The sequence below is a fragment of the Salinicola tamaricis genome, from assembly GCF_003006155.1.
Classification (GTDB): Bacteria; Pseudomonadota; Gammaproteobacteria; order Pseudomonadales; family Halomonadaceae; genus Salinicola; species Salinicola tamaricis.
Map to the genome: position 1 here is coordinate 225,409 of NZ_CP023559.1, position 16,897 is coordinate 242,305.

Annotated in this window: 18 protein-coding genes and 1 pseudogene; 6 read left to right on the plus strand and 13 right to left on the minus strand. The window is 67.2% G+C overall.

Annotated elements, in window-relative coordinates:
* Positions 1-23: 23 nt before the first annotated feature.
* Positions 24-269 carry a hypothetical protein gene (locus tag CN538_RS01055; RefSeq protein ID WP_035474742.1) on the minus strand — a complete coding sequence of 82 codons (246 nt, stop codon included), beginning with the start codon at positions 267-269 and terminating at the stop codon, positions 24-26.
* Positions 270-461: 192 nt separating this feature from the next.
* Between CN538_RS01055 and CN538_RS01060 the strand changes: the two genes are divergently transcribed.
* The gene (locus tag CN538_RS01060) at positions 462-974 is read left to right on the plus strand and encodes a transglutaminase-like cysteine peptidase (RefSeq protein ID WP_106418267.1); all 513 of its coding nucleotides are present in this window, start codon (positions 462-464) and stop codon (positions 972-974) included.
* Entirely contained in the window at positions 971-1,096 is a 126-nt protein-coding gene (locus tag CN538_RS23900; RefSeq protein ID WP_277985072.1) for a hypothetical protein, read from the plus strand. Before CN538_RS01060 ends, CN538_RS23900 begins: the two co-directional genes overlap by 4 nt.
* 107 nt (positions 1,097-1,203) lie before the next feature.
* On the opposite strand, the gene CN538_RS01065 is transcribed toward CN538_RS23900, so the two are convergent.
* From CN538_RS01065 to CN538_RS01090, 9 genes and pseudogenes are all read right to left on the minus strand, one after another.
* Entirely contained in the window at positions 1,204-1,998 is a 795-nt protein-coding gene (locus tag CN538_RS01065) for an adenine nucleotide alpha hydrolase family protein (RefSeq protein WP_340638209.1), read from the minus strand.
* Entirely contained in the window at positions 1,985-2,152 is a 168-nt protein-coding gene (locus CN538_RS21575) for a hypothetical protein (protein ID WP_242495847.1), read from the minus strand. Before CN538_RS21575 ends, CN538_RS01065 begins: the two co-directional genes overlap by 14 nt.
* A gap of 79 nt (positions 2,153-2,231) precedes the next feature.
* Positions 2,232-2,288, minus strand: a pseudogene (locus CN538_RS21580) (hypothetical protein); the annotation flags it as partial.
* Entirely contained in the window at positions 2,275-2,988 is a 714-nt protein-coding gene (locus CN538_RS21585) for a hypothetical protein (RefSeq protein WP_242495452.1), read from the minus strand. The pseudogene CN538_RS21580 and the gene CN538_RS21585, both read right to left, overlap by 14 nt.
* On the minus strand, positions 2,985-3,290 hold the full coding sequence (locus tag CN538_RS21590) for a hypothetical protein (protein ID WP_242495453.1): 306 nt from the start codon (positions 3,288-3,290) through the stop codon (positions 2,985-2,987). The genes CN538_RS21585 and CN538_RS21590 overlap by 4 nt, the downstream gene beginning before the upstream one ends.
* A complete protein-coding gene (locus CN538_RS01075) occupies positions 3,287-5,269 on the minus strand; it encodes a (Fe-S)-binding protein (protein ID WP_106418268.1) in 1,983 nt (660 codons plus the stop codon). The genes CN538_RS21590 and CN538_RS01075 overlap by 4 nt, the downstream gene beginning before the upstream one ends.
* A 221-nt stretch (positions 5,270-5,490) precedes the next feature.
* Complete coding sequence (dgcA, locus tag CN538_RS01080; RefSeq protein WP_106418269.1) at positions 5,491-7,560, minus strand: dimethylglycine demethylation protein DgcA; 2,070 nt, start codon at positions 7,558-7,560, stop codon at positions 5,491-5,493.
* A gap of 119 nt (positions 7,561-7,679) precedes the next feature.
* A complete protein-coding gene (locus CN538_RS01085; RefSeq protein ID WP_106418270.1) occupies positions 7,680-8,210 on the minus strand; it encodes a DUF5943 domain-containing protein in 531 nt (176 codons plus the stop codon).
* A 228-nt stretch (positions 8,211-8,438) separates the two neighbouring features.
* Positions 8,439-9,416 (minus strand): dipeptidase, encoded by a 978-nt coding sequence (locus CN538_RS01090; protein ID WP_106418271.1) that lies wholly within the window; start codon positions 9,414-9,416, stop codon positions 8,439-8,441.
* Positions 9,417-9,751: 335 nt separating this feature from the next.
* On the opposite strand from CN538_RS01090, the gene CN538_RS01095 reads away from it, so the two are divergent.
* Genes CN538_RS01095 through CN538_RS01105 form a run of 3 tightly spaced genes read left to right on the plus strand, consistent with a single transcriptional unit; the run spans position 9,752 to position 11,440 of the window.
* Positions 9,752-10,375, plus strand: coding sequence for a helix-turn-helix domain-containing protein (locus CN538_RS01095; protein WP_340638210.1), 624 nt, complete (start codon positions 9,752-9,754; stop codon positions 10,373-10,375).
* Positions 10,368-11,096: an AzlC family ABC transporter permease gene (locus CN538_RS01100; RefSeq protein ID WP_106418272.1), complete on the plus strand. Its 729-nt coding sequence runs from the start codon at positions 10,368-10,370 to the stop codon at positions 11,094-11,096. Before CN538_RS01095 ends, CN538_RS01100 begins: the two co-directional genes overlap by 8 nt.
* The gene (locus CN538_RS01105; protein WP_106418273.1) at positions 11,093-11,440 is read left to right on the plus strand and encodes an AzlD domain-containing protein; all 348 of its coding nucleotides are present in this window, start codon (positions 11,093-11,095) and stop codon (positions 11,438-11,440) included. Before CN538_RS01100 ends, CN538_RS01105 begins: the two co-directional genes overlap by 4 nt.
* Positions 11,441-11,505: 65 nt before the next feature.
* On the opposite strand, the gene CN538_RS01110 is transcribed toward CN538_RS01105, so the two are convergent.
* Together CN538_RS01110 and aceE are read right to left on the minus strand one after the other, a co-directional pair.
* Positions 11,506-11,721 carry an E3 binding domain-containing protein gene (locus tag CN538_RS01110; protein ID WP_164999466.1) on the minus strand — a complete coding sequence of 72 codons (216 nt, stop codon included), beginning with the start codon at positions 11,719-11,721 and terminating at the stop codon, positions 11,506-11,508.
* 1 nt (position 11,722) lies between these two features.
* The gene (aceE, locus tag CN538_RS01115) at positions 11,723-14,413 is read right to left on the minus strand and encodes a pyruvate dehydrogenase (acetyl-transferring), homodimeric type (protein ID WP_106418275.1); all 2,691 of its coding nucleotides are present in this window, start codon (positions 14,411-14,413) and stop codon (positions 11,723-11,725) included.
* A gap of 140 nt (positions 14,414-14,553) precedes the next feature.
* Here aceE and CN538_RS01120 point away from each other — a divergent pair, with 140 nt between their 5' ends.
* Positions 14,554-15,459, plus strand: coding sequence for a LysR family transcriptional regulator (locus tag CN538_RS01120; RefSeq protein WP_164999467.1), 906 nt, complete (start codon positions 14,554-14,556; stop codon positions 15,457-15,459).
* Positions 15,460-15,685: 226 nt separating this feature from the next.
* On the opposite strand, the gene gbdR is transcribed toward CN538_RS01120, so the two are convergent.
* A complete protein-coding gene (gene gbdR / locus CN538_RS01125; protein WP_106418277.1) occupies positions 15,686-16,810 on the minus strand; it encodes a choline metabolism transcriptional regulator GbdR in 1,125 nt (374 codons plus the stop codon).
* Positions 16,811-16,897 lie beyond the last annotated feature (87 nt).

A 16,897-nucleotide genomic window follows, 5' to 3' on the forward strand; every position in this document is an offset into this window, starting at 1 on the left:
CAGGGAGGGAAGAGCACTGCGCTTCAGTGCCCGTCGAAGGCGGGCAGCAGGTGCTGATCGATAGCGGTTTTCACCGACGGCAGGAGCATGTCGCTCTGCTCGGTCAGCTCGCGGATCGCCGCCGGCAGTTCGGGCACGCGTCCGGCACGGTAGCAGCCCGCGGCCAGCCGAGCGCAGGTCTCCGGACAGGCGGCTTCGGGCACGTGAATGCCCAGCGCGACCAGCCGCTGGCGGAAATCCTCGCCGTCGACGAGATTGACGATCATCATGCAACACCTCCTCGGGTCTGATCGGACTCATGCCCTGCCGACCTCGGCCCGGGTTCGCGGCTCGCCACCGCCGCATGAGTCGCTGTTTACGGCACTGATCTCTATTTACTGCACTCGACCGCGACGGGTCGAGACGCGTATCGTCTGACTGTCGCTCCCGGGACAGTCGACGTCCGCCACGGAAACCTCCGCATGCTCTCATCCGCCGCCAAGGCCCCGCTGCACCGACGACTACCCGCCCTGCTCCTGCTTCTGCTGGGCAGCGCGATCGCCCCGACGGCCAGCGCCGGCAGCTTCACCTACTGGGACGACCCCAGCGCCTCGGCGGTAACCCTCACGCGTGCCGAGTTCGTAGCCAAGGCGCGGCAGCTGCACGGTGAAAAACGGCTGATCTACGTCAACCGCGTGGTCAACAACGCCGCCCGCCAGCAGTTCGAGAAGGTAGATACCTGGAAGGGCTTCGACCGCCTGGTGAATGACGGCTACGGCGACTGCGAGGACTTCGCCATCGCCAAGTACCAGATCCTGATCCAGGCGGGGACACCGTCTGCACGGCTGGATTTCCTCGCCGCCGACGACACCCTCACCCCGACCTATCATGCGGTACTGCGCTACCGCCAGGACGACGGCAGCCATCTGATTCTCGACAATCTGACGCTGATGATGCTGCCGGAGTCGAAGCGTACCGACCTGAACCGCTGGTGACCTTCGACCGCACCCACGCCGCCTACTTCCATGACGGTGCCTTCCAGCCGGTGGCGCCGAGCCGTATCGTGCTCGGCGGCCAGCCGCTCTCGGCAAGAATGCCGAAGCTGCTCGACTACTGAGGCAGACGCCGCTGGCCATGCCGCGGCTGGCCGGATTCAGGCGGAAGGCTGCCCCTCGTCCCCGGGCTGTACCGCCGGCAACACCTTCTCGGCGCGCAGATAGTCGATCAGCTTCTGCGCTGCCTCGTCCGGCGTGAGATCGGTGAGCACCTGCCCCCCGGAAGCCGCCGACTTGGCCGCAGCGGCCTTGAAGCGGTCACGAGCGTTGGTCGACTTGACCACCTTGAGACGCTTGGGCGTGCCCGCGCCGGCTGCCACTGCCACGCCGCCTGCAGCGTATCGGGCTCAGCCGTGACATTCGAAACCGCCTCCACCCGCCCGCGACGGGAGGGGCCGAAGGCGCTCTGGCGCGGCATCGGTGCCACGCCGTCGACGCACAGCAGGCACGGCAGGCGCACCTCGAGCCGCCGGCGCTGCCCCTGGGGCAGCGCCTGCAGCACGGTGACGCGATCGCCCGCATAGTGTTCGATCGCAGCAACGCCGGTGGCCACCGCCCAGCCCAGCCGCTCCGCCAGCAGATAGGGCAGCAGACCCGAGCCCTCACCGCACTCGGCGCGCTGCCCGGTCAGCACCAGATTGGCGCCATAGGCCTCGAGCCAGCTCGCCAGCAGCGGCACGGCGTCGTCGCCGGCGGCCATCGGCAGCAGCGACAGCTCACCGGGTCCGCCAGCACCGTCGAGGGCCGTGGAACATGCCCAGGTACTCCGGCAGCGCCGCTCCTCGGCGTCACCGGCGTGGGCCAGATGCAGCGAGGCCCCCGCCAGTGTCAGCCCCATCTCCACCGCGCGGGCATCCTCCCGCGCCCGCCCGGCGCGTCCGGAGACCGGATGCCGGCCGCTGGAAACCAGCGCGACGACCCTGGCCTCACCGGCAGTGCTCGAACTGCGCTCAGGCTGCGTCATGGCGCACCTCCTCGTGCCGGCTGTCGCCGCTCTCGGGATGAGGTTGGCCCAGCTGGGCGCAGACCGCCGCCAGCACCGCGTCGCCATCGCCGATGATGGCGAAATCGGCGCGCTTGACCATGTCGCAGCTCGGGTCGCTGTTGATCGCGACCACGCGCTGACACTTGTGATGCCCTGCAGTGCTGCACCGCACCGGAGATGCCTACCGCGACATAGCAGCTCGCACTGACGAAGGTGCCGGTGGCGCCGACCTGGCGCGAGCGCGGCATGTAGCCGTCATCGACGGCCACCCGCGAGGCGCCCTCGCTGGCACCCAGCACCTTGGCGGCGTGATGGTAGCCTTTCCCAGTCGCTGACACCGCGGCCGGCGGAAAGAATGAAGGGCGCCTGGGCCAGCGGAATCTGCTGCGGATCCACCGCGACCCGGCCGAGATCGGCGACACCCGGCGCTGACCGCTCGTCGCTGGCCGAGACATCATGACCCAGCGCATCGAGATCCAGCAGCGTCGCCGCATGCTGGGTCTCTGCTGACCGGCTGCGCACTCCGGCAGCGCCAGCGCACCCGCGCCACCTCGCGCTGAATGTCCTGGCGGTCACCGGCGCGGGAGAGGGTCTGGCCATCGGCGAACTGCCACACCCGGGTCGCTGCACGTGCCGGGCATCGCCACCCGCAGTCGAGGCAAGCGCCAGCCGCGCGGCCAGGCGCCGGCCGAGATCGCCGCCGCCGGGAAAGTCGTCGGCAAAGATCCAGTGCATCGGGGCGAGCGTGGTTTCCACCGCCGCGAGCGCCGCCAGACGCGCTTCAGGCGCGTAGCTGTCGGCGTCGACCCGGGACGACAGATCGACCCGGCGGTCGGCGCCGGCTTCCTCGAGCCCGGCGACCTCGGCCTGGAAGGTGACCGCAACCACGGCCACCCCAGCCTCGGCACCGCCGCGGGCCTCGGCCAATTGGCGCGCCAGCCCGAGCAGGTCGCGGTCGTGATCGCTCAAGCGCCCTTCCGGCAGCTCCGGCACCACCGCGACATACGCCTTGGGTGTCTCGACGCTGACCTGGCGCCGGCTCGGCTCGGCGCTGGCCTGGGGGCCACCGCCGCCGCCTCGACGCTAGCGCCGCTGCGGTCGATGCGCCGGATGCCGTTGGGGCCGATCGCGCCCAGGGCGTGGGGGTTGAGTCGGGTCACCCCGTCGGCGCTGGTCCAGCGCCATGCCGGGCGCGCGAATTCGAGATGTCGCGGGTGCAGCCGATTGCGCCGGGCGCGTTCGGCGTGTGGGTCGAGTCGTCTGACACTCATGCCGGAACCTCCTCAGGGGCTTCGCTGCTGGTACGCGCGGTCGGCGCCGCAGCCGGCTCCACCAGCGCGGCGGCGACCAGTTCGGCGAGATCCTTGACCTGGGGCCGCGGTTCGACCACGCCCTCGAGCATCGCCGTGCACTGCGGACAGGCCACCGCCACGGTGGTCGCCCCGGTCTCGCGCACGTCCTCCATGCGCATGTCGGGAATACGCGCCTTGCCGGGCACGTCGGAGAGCGCGGCACCGCCGCCGCCGCCGCAGCAGCGCGAGCGATAGCCGGAGCGCTCCATCTCGGCGACTTCGACGCCGAGCGCGGCGAGCACCTGACGCGGCGCGGCGAACTCACCGTTGTAGCGGCCCAGATAGCAGGGGTCGTGGTAGGTCACCGTCTCCCCCGGTTCGGCGGCCTTGACGCTGAGCCGGCCGGCGTCGAACAGCTCGGCGATGAAGGTCGAGTGGTGCTTGACCACGTAGTCGCCGCCGAAGGCGCCATACTCGCGGCCCAGCACGTGGAAGCTGTGCGGGTCGGCGGTGACGATGCGCTGGAAGCGATAGCGCGACAGCGTCGCGATATTGCGCTCGGCGAGGCGCTGGAAGGTCGCCTCGTCGCCCAGGCGCCGGGCGACGTCGCCACTGTCACGCTCTTCGTCACCCAGCACGGCGAAGTCGACCTCGGCGGCGTGCAGGATCTTGACCAGCGAGCGCAGGGTGCGCTGGTTGCGCATGTCGAAGGCACCGTCGCCCAGCCACAGCAGCACGTCGACCCCTTCCGGGCGCTGCTGGATACGCGGAATGTCGAGATCCGCCGCCCAGTCCAGACGCGAAGCGTTGTCAAGCCCGCCGGGGTTGTCGGTGGCGATCAGATTGTCGATCGCTGCGGCGCCCTTCTCCGGGGTCTCACCCCGCTCCAGGGTGATGAAGCGGCGCATGTCGACGATGGCATCGACGTGCTCGATCATCATCGGGCACTCCTCGACACAGGCACGGCAGGTGGTGCACGCCCACAGCGTCTGCGCCTCGACCAGCTGCGGCACGATCGCATCCGTTGGCCCGCCATGGTGTTTGCCGACCTCGATGCCGGGATAGCCGGAGCCGGCGTAGCGGGCGTCACTGCCGCCAGCCATGCCCACGACCATATCCTGGATCAGTTTCTTGGGATTGAGCGGCTGGCCGGCGGCATAGGCCGGGCAGACATTCTGGCAGCGGCCGCACTGAACGCAGGCGTCGAAGCCCAGCAGCTGCTCCCATTGGAAATCGGCGGGCTTCTCCACGCCCAGCGTCTTCGCCGTGAGATCGAGCGGGAAGAGCGCGGTGGAGCGGCTGCCGCGATGCACATCGTGCGCCACGTCGCGGTGCTGATCGTCGAACCGCTCGGGGCGGCGGTGGAAGGCCAGATGAAAGGTACCGGCGAAGGCATGTTTCATCGGCCCGCCCCAGCCCATGCCGATCAGCATTTCGGCCAGGCCCCAGGCGACCAGCGCCAGCAGGATCAGCGCCAACACGCCGCCGCCCAGCAGGGTCGGCGCCACGCCCACCAGCGGCAAGCTGACCAGGAACATGCCCACCGAGTAGGCCAGCAGGCTCTTCGACAGCCGCTGCCACGGCCCCTTGGAGAGTTTGGCCGGCGGATCGATACGCCGGCGGTTGACCGCCAGCGCGCCGATGAACATGCACAGGCTCGCCGCCAGCAGCAGCCCGCCCAGAATCGGGTTGCGCCAGCCGAAGCCGTGAACCACCAGCGCCAATGCCATGGCGGCGACGAAGCCCCCGGCGGTGGCCACGTGGGTATGCGCGATCGCCTTGTCGCGGGCGACCACATGGTGCAGATCATTGAGATAGCGCTTGGGCATCAGCACGAGCCGATGCCACCGCATCGGCGTGCGCCGCCCCTGGCGCCACAGCCGGATGCGGCGCACCGCGCCCGCCGCACCCACCGCCAGCGCGGCAAAGATCAGAATGGGGAGTAGCGTCTGCAGCATCGGACTTCTCCGGAAATCGCACCGACCAAGAAAGCGTATCGGATCGGGTTGGCGAGAGGCGGTCGCAAAAGCGCGTACCGCCCTGTCACCAGGCTAGAGAAAGCGTCATGAGCGACGCTCAGGCGCGGCGAAGGACGGCGAGCCAGCGGAGTGGACGTGTTTGTCCATGAGCATGGCGAGCCGGACTTCAACAATGCCTGAGCGAGCGCAATCGCTTTGCACTAAAAGTGCATGCACAGCCGCAAGGCATCGTATATCGCCGCATGCGTATTCCGCTGCGCCACGCAGTCCCCGATCCGGAACAGCGCGAACTCGCCGCTCTCGGCCAGGGTCGGCTGGGGCGCGATCGCATACAGCGCCTCGATATCGATCTGGCCGTGGTTGCGCGAACGCGACTTGAGCGCATAGTAGAGCGACTCGTCCGGACGCACGCCGTTCTCGATCACCACCTGATCGACCACCCGCTCCTCGTGCTCGCCGGTGTACTCGTTCTCGAACAGCGCTACCAGCTTGTCACCCTCGCGGTAGACCTTGTGCAGCCCCAGGTCGCCGGTCATCACCACTGCCTGCTGGTAGAGGCTGCGATAGTAGGTCGGGAAGGTGGTCCCGCCGACCGCCACGCCGGGCTTGGTGTCGTCGGTGACGATCTCCACCGTGGCACCCTTGCTGGCGAGGTAGTCCGCGGTGGACATGCCGCTGAACTCGCACATGGTGTCGTAGACCAGCACGTTCTTGCCCGGCTCGACCTTGCCGCTGAGGATGTCCCAGCTGCTGACCGACAGACACTCGTCGGGGTTGTCCGAGTAGCCCCACTCGGGCACCTGCTCGAGGAACGGATGACCGCCGTTGGCCAGCACCACTAAGTCGGGCTGCAGGTCGCGCACCATCGAGTCGTCGGCGCGGGTGTCGAGCTGGACATCGACGCCGAGGCGCGCAAGCTCCATCTCGTACCAGCGGGTGATACCGGCGATCTGGTCGCGCTGCGGGGCGCGTGCGGCCAGGGTGATCTGGCCGCCGAGCTGGGACTGGGCTTCTATCAGGGTCACGTCGTGGCCGCGCTCGGCGCTGACGCGGGCCGCCTCCATGCCGCCGGGGCCACCGCCGACCACCACCACCTTACGCTTGGGCCCGCTGGTTTTCTCGATGATGTGCGGCAGACCCATGTACTCGCGCGAGGTCGCCGCGTTCTGGATACAGAGCACGTCGAGCCCCTGGTACTGGCGGTCGATGCAGTAGTTGGCGCCCACACACTGACGGATCTGGTCGGTCTGGCCGTTCTTGATCTTGGCGATGATGTGCGGGTCGGCGATATGCGCCCGGGTCATCCCCACCAGGTCGACGTAGCCGCCCTCGAGGATACGCTCGGCCTGGGTCGGGTCCTTGATGTTCTGGGCGTGGATGACCGGTACCGAGACCACTTCCTTGATGCCCGCGGCCAGATGCAGAAACGGCTCCGGCGGATAGGACATGTTGGGGATGACGTTGGCCAGGGTGTCATGGGTATCGCAGCCGGAACCGATCACGCCGAAGAAGTCGACCATGCCGGTGGCATCGTAGTAGGCGGCGATCTGCTTCATGTCGTCGTGGGAGAGACCATCGGGATGGAACTCATCGCCGCAGATACGCATGCCGACGCAGAAGTCGTCGCCGACTTCGGCACGCACCGCCTTGAGCACTTCCATGCCGAAGCGCATGCGGTTCTCGAAGCTGCCGCCCCACTGGTCGGTACGCTTGTTGACGCGCGGGCTCCAGAACTGATCGATCAGGTGCTGGTGGACCGCGGAGAGTTCGCAGCCGTCGAGCCCGCCCTCCTTGACCCGGCGTGCGCCCTGGGCGAAATCACTGATGATGCGCCAGATCTCTTCCTCTTCGATGGTCTTGCAGGTGGCACGGTGGACCGGCTCACGGATCCCTGAGGGCGACACCAGGGTCGACCAGTTGTAGCCGTCCCAGCGCGAACGCCGCCCCATGTGGGTGATCTGGATCATGATCTTGCCGCCATGCTTGTGCACGGCATCGGCCAGATTCTGGAAGTGCGGAATGATGCGATCGGTGGAGACGTTGACCGAACTCCACCACTGCTGCGGGCTGTCGATGGAGACCGGCGAGGAGCCGCCGCAGATGCAGAGCCCACAGCCGCCTTTCGACTTCTCTTCGTAATACTTGACGTAGCGATCGGTGGTCATGCCGCCGTCGGTGGCGTGCACCTCGGCGTGGGCGGTACTGACCACACGGTTGCGGATCGTCAGCTTGCCGATTTGAATCGGCTTGAATAGCGCTTCATGGGCCATGGCCGGTCATCTCCTCGAACTCGCACCGGGCCCAGATCGGGCGCGGCCGCCAAGAGTTCTTCAGTACACGGAATTGCTTGAATTATGGGTAGCTGTCGCGGGGCGTGTCGGCGCCGCCGTCAGCGCGGCGCCACTTCGAAGTAGCCGACCTCGCAGCCCGCCTCGGCACCGCTCTGGGTCTGCTCGGCACGGGTGCGCAGGCTGCTGCCGCGGGCCTTAAGAATCTGGTCCATGGCGCCGGCGAACCAGCCGGTGAACATGTACTCTTCCTTCTTGCCGGTCTTGCCCAGTTGATAGACGAAGCAGGAGTGCTCCAGGCGTACCTTGGCGGTGCCGGCGTCGAGGTCGATCGCCTCGGTGATGAACAGCCCCCAGCCGCGCTGCGACAGGCGCTTCATGTAGTGTTCGAAGACCGCCACGCCCTCGAGGCCGTGCAGCTCGGCTTCCTTCTCGCACCAGTGCCAGGCGGACTTGTAGCCGGCGTCGTAGAGGATCTTGGCGTAGGCCTCGGCCCCCAGCGCCTCTTCGATGGCGACGTGGTTGTTGATGAAGAAGTGGCGCGGCACGTAGAGCATCGGCAGCGCATCGGTGGTCCAGATACCGGTGTCGCTATCGACGTTGATCGGCAGTTCGGGAGCCATCTGGGTCATATCGGTTACCTCTGAAGTTGTTCTTGAGCGGCGCTTCCAGCCGCGGGCTAAGCGCAGAATGATGGCTTGGGGACTCCAGCCGACTCCGCTTTCACGTTCCAGGAGCCGAGCGAGCTAGCGAAGACAAGGCGAAGTCTGCCGGGCTCGCGCAGTGGACGAGGTTGTCCATGAGCAGAGAGCGGCAGACTTCAACGCCGTATTCGCGACGCGCAGCCGGCTCGGCACGGTTTACTCGCCCCAGACGTCTTTCAACGTCCGCACCCAGTTCTCGCCCATGATCTTGCGCACCACCGGCTCGGACAGGCCATGGTCGAGCAGCGCCTGGGTCAGGTTGGGGAACTCACCGATGGTGCGGATGCCCTTGGGATTGATGATCTCGCCGAAACGGGTCAGACGGCGGGCGTAACCCTTGTCGTGGGTCAGCCACTCGAAGAAGGCTTCGTCCTGGCCCTGGGTGAAGTCGGTACCGATACCGATGGCATCCTCGCCGACGATGTTCATGATGTAGACGATCGCTTCGACGTAATCCTCGACGGTGGCGTTGACACCCGCCTTGAGGAAGGGCGTGAACATGGTCACGCCGACGAAGCCACCGTGGTCGGCGATGAACTTGAGCTCCTCGTCGGACTTGTTGCGCGGATGCTCCTTGAGCCCGCTGGGCAGGCAGTGGGAGTAGCAGACCGGCTTGCTCGATTCGAGAATGATCTCCTCGGAGGTCTTCGAGCCGACGTGCGAGAGGTCGCACATCATGCCGACCCGGTTCATCTCGGCGATCACTTCGCGGCCGTAGCCGGAGAGGCCACCGTCGCGCTCGTAGCAGCCGGTACCGACCAGGTTCTGGGTGTTGTAGCAGAGCTGGGTGATACCCACGCCGAGCTTCTTGAAGATCTCGATGTAGCCCAGCTTGTCCTCGAAGGCGTAGGCGTTCTGAAAACCGAGGATGATGCCGGTCTTGCCCTCCTCCTTGGCCCGGGTGATGTCGCGGGTGGTGTGCACCGGGCGCACCAGCTCGGCGTTGTCGCGCATCAGCTGGTTGACGGCGACGATGTTGTCGACGGTGGCCTCGAAATCCTCCCACACCGACACCGTGCAGTTGGCCGCGGTCAGGCCGCCCTTGCGCATGTCCTCGAACAGGGCGCGGTCCCATTTGGCAATGATCAGGCCGTCGATGATGATGGCATCGTCGTGCACGGATGACGTCGACATGCGGAAATCCTCCTCGGTTGCGCGCTCCCGGTTTGGCATCACGATGATGAAGCGGCGAGAGCGACTGTTCCGCGCAGCATATCCCTGCGCCCTACCCGCTCGCCGACCGAAAGCGAATCCGAGTGTTCCGATTGCGTCACGCCCAGCGTTCTCTCCACGACGCCCCGGCGCACGCTTACCGGGGCCGCTCACGCCCCGATTTCGCGACGCCCTGTCGCCTTTTACCACCGCGATGCCCGGCAGCCGCGGCCGCATCGCGCTTGACGCGCCAGTGTTCCTTTTGTAGAACGTTCTTTTAATAGAACAGCCGTCCATGACGCGATTCCAATCGCGACATGCCGCGACTGTTCTCAACGCCACGGCCTCATGGCGCCACCGCGCTGACACCTCGTAACCCCATAACGCCTCTCAGGAGCCTGCCGCCATGGATTCCGCCTCACGCCACACCCTCGGCCAGCATCTGCAGACACTGCGCCAGGCGCGCGGGCTGTCGCTGTCGCAGCTGGCCCGCCGAGGCCCAGGTCGCCAAGTCGAACCTGTCGCGACTGGAACAGGGTGACGGCAACCCCACCCTCGATACCCTGTGGCGGCTGGCACGCCAGCTAGGCGTGCCCTTCGGCACCCTGGTCGCCCCGCTCGCCGCCGCGGTCGACGATGCCGGTGCCAGCGTGCAGTTGATCATGCAGAGTCGCAGCGGCGTGCCGGTGGACGCCTACCTGATGCGGCTGGCCCCGGATCACCGGCGCGAGGCCGAAGCGCACACCGCCGGCACCCGCGAAACGGTGCAACTGCTCGAGGGCAGCCTGACGGTGGGACCGCCGGCGGATAGCCGCCAGCTCGATGTCGGCGAGCTCTATACCTTCGCAAGCGACGTGCCACACGCCTATCTCAGCGGCGACAGCGGTGCCGCGCTGCTGGTCACCATCGTCTATCTGCCAGAGCCCGACGCCCATGTCTGATCACGACATTGCCACCTCCGCCGGCCCTGCCTGGCTGGGGGGCGTGCGCGATTCGCTGCCGCTGCTGAGTGGCTATATCCCGGTCGCCGTCTCGTTCGGACTGGTCGCCACCCAGGCCGGCTTCAGCAGCCTGGAGACGCTGGCGATCTCGGGGCTGATCTACGCCGGCGCCTCGCAGTTCGTGTTCGTGGGCATGGTGGCCAGCGGTGCGCCGCTGTGGCTGGCGGTCGCCATGACCCTGCTGATCAATCTGCGCCATGTCGTCTATGCGCCCAACCTCGCCCCCTGGCTACCGCCGAGCCGCTGGTGGCCCTGGCTGATGCATGGTTTGACCGACCAGGTCTTCGCCCTGGCCCACGCCCGCCTGCCCCAGCTCGCCGAGCGCCAGCGGGTCGGCTGGTTCTGCGGCGCGGCGCTGCTCGCCTGGCTGAGCTGGATCGCCGGCTCGCTGCTCGGTGCCCTCGCCGGGGAGTGGCTGATGGCGCAGTGGCCGCTGCTCGGCGAGGTGATGCCCTTCGCCCTGCCCGCGCTCTTCCTGGTGCTGGTGGTGCCGCGTTTCACCTCACCGCGCTGGACGCTGGCGCTGTGTGTCTGCATCGCCGCAGCGCTGGCCTTCACCCTGGGCGGTCTGGCCAACGTCGGTATCCCGCTGGCGGCGGCTCTCGGCGGTCTCTGCTTCTTCACCCTGCGGGCCCCGCGCCTGCCAGGAGGTCAGCGATGAGCGTCGAACTCTGGATCGCCCTGCTCGCCGGCGCCCTCGGCACCTATCTCATCCGGCTGCTGCCGCTACTCTGGATGCAGCGCCGACTGCGCCACTCCCGCGAGCGTGCGGGCACGGAGTCGATGCCGGCGTGGCTCGGCGTGCTCGGGCCGATGATGATCGCCGCCGTGCTGGGGGTATCGCTGGTGCCGAGGGTGCCTGACGCCACGGGCTGGATCGCCACGCTCGTCGGGCTCGCCGCCACACTGCTGACCTGGCGGCGAACCCGTTCACTGGGCCTGCCGGTGATCGTCGGTGTCGCCACCTTCGGCGTGATGACCCTGGTCAGACCGATGCTCGGTTGAACGTCGGCTGGCCAGCATCGGGCGCCGAACGCCGGCTCACCGAACGCATCCCCACCCTATCGTGCTCAGTCAGCGGGGCGCGTCTCCGAGTCCGGCGCCCCACCGGCGGCGTAGCGCGCCACGTCTGCCGGCGTGATCCGCCCTTCGCGGCCGCTACCGCAGATCGCCGCGAGCGAGAGACCGAGCAACCGGGCACGCTTGCGCACGGCGGGGCAGGCATGCACGCGGCGGTCCGCGCGGGCGCCTGCGCTGCCAACGCTGGCGGAATCACTGCGCATCATCTCAGCACTCCCAGGGGTTCGGGGTCGCGGTGTCGAGGCCATAGCGGGCCATGGCCTCGACGACGATCTCGGGGGCCAGCTCGTCACGCTCGACCAGCGCCGAGAGCGTGAGCAAGACGACGTGATGACGGTCGACCTCGAAGAAGTCGCGCAGCGCCTCGCGGGTGTCAGAGCGGCCGAAGCCGTCGGTCCCCAGCACGTGGTAGTCACTCGGCACCCAGGCACGGATCTGGTCGGCGTAGAGACGGATGGCATCGCTGGCGGCGATCACCGGTCCGGCGCGTGCCGCCAACTGACGGGTGACCCAGGGCTTGTCGAGCGCCTGGTCGGGGGCCAGAAATCGCCGGCGATCGTAGGCGAGCGCCTCGCGGCGTAGCTCGTTGAAGCTCGTCGCACTCCAGACATCCGCGGCGACACCGTAGTCGTCACGCAAGATCCGCGCCGCCGCCTCGACCTCGCGCAGGATGGCACCGCTGCCCAGTAGTTGGGCGCGCGGGCGATCGTCGGCGGTGGCGTCGTCCTCGTCGAGCAGATAGAGACCGCGGACGATCCCCTCCTCGCAGCCTACCGGCATGGCGGGGTGCACGTAGTTCTCGTTCATCACCGTCAGATAGAAGAAGACATTCCGCTGGCGCTCGACCATTTCCACTAGCCCGTGGCGCACGATGACCGCCACCTCATGGGCGTAGGTAGGATCGTAGCTGCGGCAGTTAGGGATGACGGAGGCGAACAGATGACTATGGCCATCCTGATGCTGCAACCCTTCGCCGTTGATCGTGGTACGTCCTGCCGTGCCACCGACCATGAAGCCGCGACAGAGCATGTCACCGGCGGCCCAGGCCAGGTCGCCGATGCGCTGGAAGCCGAACATGGCGTAGTAGACATAGAACGGGATCAGCGGCGTGCCGTAATTGGCGTACGCCGTGGCCGCGGCGATCCAGGACGACATCGCCCCGGCCTCGGTGATCCCCTCCTCGAGGATCTGCCCGCTGCGATCCTCACGGTAGAACATGATCTGCCCGGCATCGGCGGGCTCGTATGTCTGCCCTTCGGGGGCGTAGATACCGAGCTGGCGGAAGAGCCCCTCCATGCCGAAGGTACGCGCCTCGTCGGGAATGATCGGCACGACCCGGGAACCCAGCGACCGGTGCTTCACCAGCCCCGTCAGCACGCGCACGAAGGCCATGGTCGTGGAGAGCTTGCGCTCACCGCTGCCGCGGGTCTGGGTGGCAAAGATACGGTCGTCCAATGCGGGAATGCTCAGCGCCTCGACACGCGCCTCGCGGGCGGGCAGATAGCCACCGAGTTCGGCCCGGCGCGCGTGCAGATAGCGCATTTCGGGGCTGTCCGCCGCCGGCCGATAGTAGGGCATGCCCTTGCCATCACGTATCACCGCGTCGAGCGCCGCGTCATCGATGGGCAGTTCGAAGCGATCGCGCAGCGCACGCAGCCCATCGCCGCTCATCGTCTTGATGTTGTGCGCCTCCATGTCGGCCTCGCCGTGCTCGCTGCCCATGCCGTAGCCCTTGACGGTATGGGCGAGGATCACCGTGGGACGGCCGTCATCGCTGCGCACGGCGGCGTGGTAGGCGGCGTAGACCTTCTCCGGATCGTGACCGCCGCGGGTCAGATTATGGATGTCGGTATCCGACAGCGAGGCGACACGCTCGGCGAGCTCGGCGTACTTGCCGAAGAACTTCTCCCGGGTGTAGGCCCCGCCCTGCGCCTTGAAGTTCTGATACTCGCCATCCACCGCCTCATCCATGCGCCGACCGAGCAGGCCATCGTGATCGGCTTCGAGCAGCGCATCCCAGCCGCTGCCCCAGACCACCTTGATCACGCGCCAGCCGGCCCCCTTGAACGCGCGCTCCAGCTCGCGCATGACGCTGCCGTTGCCGCGTACCGGGCCGTCGAGCCGCTGCAGATTGCAGTTGACCACGAAGATCAGATTGTCGAGCCGTTCGCGGCTGGCAACGTTGAGCGCGCCCATGGCTTCGGGCTCGTCGCACTCACCGTCACCGAGAAAGGCCCAGACCTTGCGCTGTTCGAGCGGGGACAGCTCGCGCTGATCGAGATACTTCATCAGGCGCGCCTGATAGATTGCCTGGATCGGCCCCAGCCCCATCGAGACAGTGGAGAACTGCCAGTAGTCCGGCATCAGATAAGGGTGCGGATAGGAGGAGAGCCCGCTGCCGCCGACCTCCTGGCGGAAGTTGTCGAGTCGCGCTTGGTCGAAGCGCCCTTCGAGAAAGGAGCGGGCGTAGATCCCCGGCGCGATATGGCCCTGGAAGTAGACCAGATCGCCGGCGAAGCGCTCGCAGCGGGCGCGAAAGAAGTGATTGAACCCCACCTCGTAGAGCGTGGCGCTGGACATGTAGCTTGCCAGGTGCCCGCCGAGGCTCTTGTCCTTGGCATTGGCCCGCACCACCATCGCTACGCTGTTCCAGCGAATGGCGGAGCGCAGCTTGCGCTCCAGCGCCAGATCACCGGGATAAGCCGGCTGGTCGCGTCTGCCGATGGTGTTGCGGTGCGGCGTTTCGAGCGCTTCCCGGCGTAAGGCCAGTGCGGGATTCTCTAAAAGCTTGCCCATCACGAAACGTGCCCGCGCCTCACCGCCGACGCGAATCAGGGATGTCAGTGCATCCGTCCACTCTTCGGTTTCGGTGGGGTCCCGATCGACGATACTGTTCATGCTGCTCTGCCTCCTGTGACGACCCGCTGGCGACGCGCTGTTGCGCTGTCGCCGGCCCTGGGAATGGCGAGTACCTTAGGGCCGCCGCTTCCCCGCGCTCAACGCGGGGCGTCAGGAAACAGTTTCCCGAATTCAGGATCATGAACCTCAACCATCTCAAAATCTTCGTCAGTATCGCCGAGCAGGGCTCGATACTCGCCGCCTCGAAAGCGCTCGGCGTGCCCAAGTCGACGGTGGCACGCCAGCTCGCCCAGTTCGAGCGCGAACTCGCCCAGCCGTTGGTGCTGCGTAACACCCGTCACCTGCGCCTGACGCCGGATGGCCGCCGCCTGCACGAGCGCGCGCATCATCTGATCGCCGCCCTGGAGGAGCTTTCGCAGGAGCTGAACGGCCGCGACGACGCCTTGAGCGGCAAGGTGACCGTGGCGATTCCCTCCGAGTTCGCGGTGCGCTGGCTCAACGAGTGCGTGGCGGAATTCGTGGCAGCGCATCCCGGCATCCATCTCGATTGCATCACCAGCATGGCGCCGCTGGATCCGATCAGACGCGAGGTCGATGTCTCGATCAGCTACCACCGGGGCAGGCTCGCCGACAGCGCCATGGTGGTGCGCTCGCTGGTGACGATGGAGAGCGTCGTGGTCGCCGCACCGCGTGTGATCGCCGAGCATGGCCTCCCCAGCTCGGTGCGGGAGCTCTCCGCACTGCCGTGCCTGTCGACGCTGACCGCCCTGGAAGCGAACCCATGGCACTTCATCGACGACTCGGGCCGCCCGATCTCGCTCAAGGTCCCTGCCCGCTATCGCGTCGACAGCAGCACCCTGCTGATCGCGGGGGCCAGAGCGGGCATTGGTTTTGCGATCATCCCGCGTCATTTCTGCCAGACCTGGATCGATGCCGGCGAGCTGATGGCGCTCGACCTCGACCTCGCCCCGGCGCCGCTGGAAGTGATCGCCATTCACCCTGACCGCCACGGCATCACCGCCCGCGCCCGCGCCTTCGTCGACCTGATTCAGTCGCGCCTGCGCCACGAAACGGGGCTCAGCTAGCGGTGGACGAGTCCGCGACCGCTGGATGCAGCAGCCTATCGACGCAACGCTTGGCGGCGCGGCGGTTGGCGGCGCGATGGCAGGACATCGCGTTAGAGAACGTCACAAGCGTGGGAGTACGGGATGGGGAAAGGACCGGTTCCGGCGCGCCATGAAGGCGTACCGACCCGGCCCTTCACGCCCGGCCGCCAGCGCTTTCGCGGCGGCCGGGCGTCGATCAGCGGCGCTAGTTCAGCGTGACGCTGGCGTAGGTGGGCTCGCCACGCGCGTGATTGAGCGCGACGCTGGCGCTGCTGAACTGCATCAGCGCATCTTCTTCCGGCGTGGGCTGGCGCAGAATCGGCTCCAGACGCCGGATCTTCACCGACTCGCCACGATCCTCCCGCGGCGGTGTACCGAAGTACTCGCGGTAGCACTTGGAGAAGTGCGGCGTGGAGACGAAGCCACAGGCGGAGGCGATCTCGATGATCGGCAGCGGGGTCTGCTTGAGCAACTGGCGTGCCCGCGTCAGACGCAGCTTGAGATAGTAGCGTGACGGCGAACAGTGCAGGTGGCGCTGAAACAGGCGCTCCAGCTGGCGACGCGAGACATCGACATAGCTGGCCAGCTCGTCGAGCTCGATCGGCTCCTCGATATTGGCCTCCATCAGCGCCACGATCTCCAGCAGCTTGGGCTGGGTGGTGCCGAGTACGTGCTTGAGCGGTACCCGCTGCTGGTCTTCTTCGCCACGCACACGCTCGCAGATGAACATCTCCGAGATCGCCGCCGACAGCTCGCGGCCGTGATCGCGCCCGATCAGGTTGAGCATCATGTCCAGCGGCGCGGTGCCGCCGGAAGCCGTGAAGCGGTCGCGGTCGATCGAAAACAGGCGCGTGCTCCAAGCGGTACGCGGGTACGCCTCCTGCATCGCCGCCAGACACTCCCAGTGAATGCTCGCTTCGTAGCCATCCAGCAGGCCGGCCTGGGCCAGCGCCCAGCTGCCGGTGCACACCGAGCCGACACGCCGCAGCGTGCGCCCGCGACTCTGCAGCCAGTTCAGCAGCGCCGGCGATACCGCACGCTGAGGCGCCACGCCACCGCACACCACCAGCCAGTCGAGGTTCAAGGGTGCCTGGGTGCTGGCGTCGGGGGTCACCTGCATGCCGTCGCTGGCGCGCACCGGGGCGCCGTCCAGGGTAATGATGTACCAGCGGTAGAGCTCGCGACCGGCCAGCTGATTGGCCATACGCAGCGGTTCGATCGCCGACGCCAAGGAAATCAGGGTGAAGTTGTCCAGCAACAGGAAGCCGAGGGTCTGGGGTTCGGATACACCCAGATCCCGTTCGCGGGAAACGGGAGAAGAAATCGCCATGTCAGGTTACTCCATCACAGTGTCAGGTGGTTATTCTTATCGCGCGTCCCTGGCGTCGGTCGCTCCTGCGGGCACTTTGCGCCGTCA

Coding starts and splice junctions, on each gene's coding strand:
- CN538_RS01060 (WP_106418267.1), top strand. CDS start 462: ATGCTCTCATCCGCCGCCAAGGCCCCGCTGCACCGACGACTACCCGCC.
- CN538_RS21590 (WP_242495453.1), bottom strand. CDS start 3,290: ATGAGTGTCAGACGACTCGACCCACACGCCGAACGCGCCCGGCGCAAT.
- CN538_RS01110 (WP_164999466.1), bottom strand. CDS start 11,721: ATGATGCGCAGTGATTCCGCCAGCGTTGGCAGCGCAGGCGCCCGCGCG.
- CN538_RS01055 (WP_035474742.1), bottom strand. CDS start 269: ATGATGATCGTCAATCTCGTCGACGGCGAGGATTTCCGCCAGCGGCTG.
- CN538_RS01095 (WP_340638210.1), top strand. CDS start 9,752: ATGCCGCGACTGTTCTCAACGCCACGGCCTCATGGCGCCACCGCGCTG.
- CN538_RS01085 (WP_106418270.1), bottom strand. CDS start 8,210: ATGACCCAGATGGCTCCCGAACTGCCGATCAACGTCGATAGCGACACC.
- CN538_RS01090 (WP_106418271.1), bottom strand. CDS start 9,416: ATGTCGACGTCATCCGTGCACGACGATGCCATCATCATCGACGGCCTG.
- CN538_RS01075 (WP_106418268.1), bottom strand. CDS start 5,269: ATGCTGCAGACGCTACTCCCCATTCTGATCTTTGCCGCGCTGGCGGTG.
- CN538_RS01120 (WP_164999467.1), top strand. CDS start 14,554: ATGAACCTCAACCATCTCAAAATCTTCGTCAGTATCGCCGAGCAGGGC.
- CN538_RS01105 (WP_106418273.1), top strand. CDS start 11,093: ATGAGCGTCGAACTCTGGATCGCCCTGCTCGCCGGCGCCCTCGGCACC.
- dgcA (WP_106418269.1), bottom strand. CDS start 7,560: ATGGCCCATGAAGCGCTATTCAAGCCGATTCAAATCGGCAAGCTGACG.
- aceE (WP_106418275.1), bottom strand. CDS start 14,413: ATGAACAGTATCGTCGATCGGGACCCCACCGAAACCGAAGAGTGGACG.
- CN538_RS01100 (WP_106418272.1), top strand. CDS start 10,368: ATGTCTGATCACGACATTGCCACCTCCGCCGGCCCTGCCTGGCTGGGG.
- gbdR (WP_106418277.1), bottom strand. CDS start 16,810: ATGGCGATTTCTTCTCCCGTTTCCCGCGAACGGGATCTGGGTGTATCC.
- CN538_RS01065 (WP_340638209.1), bottom strand. CDS start 1,998: ATGACGCAGCCTGAGCGCAGTTCGAGCACTGCCGGTGAGGCCAGGGTC.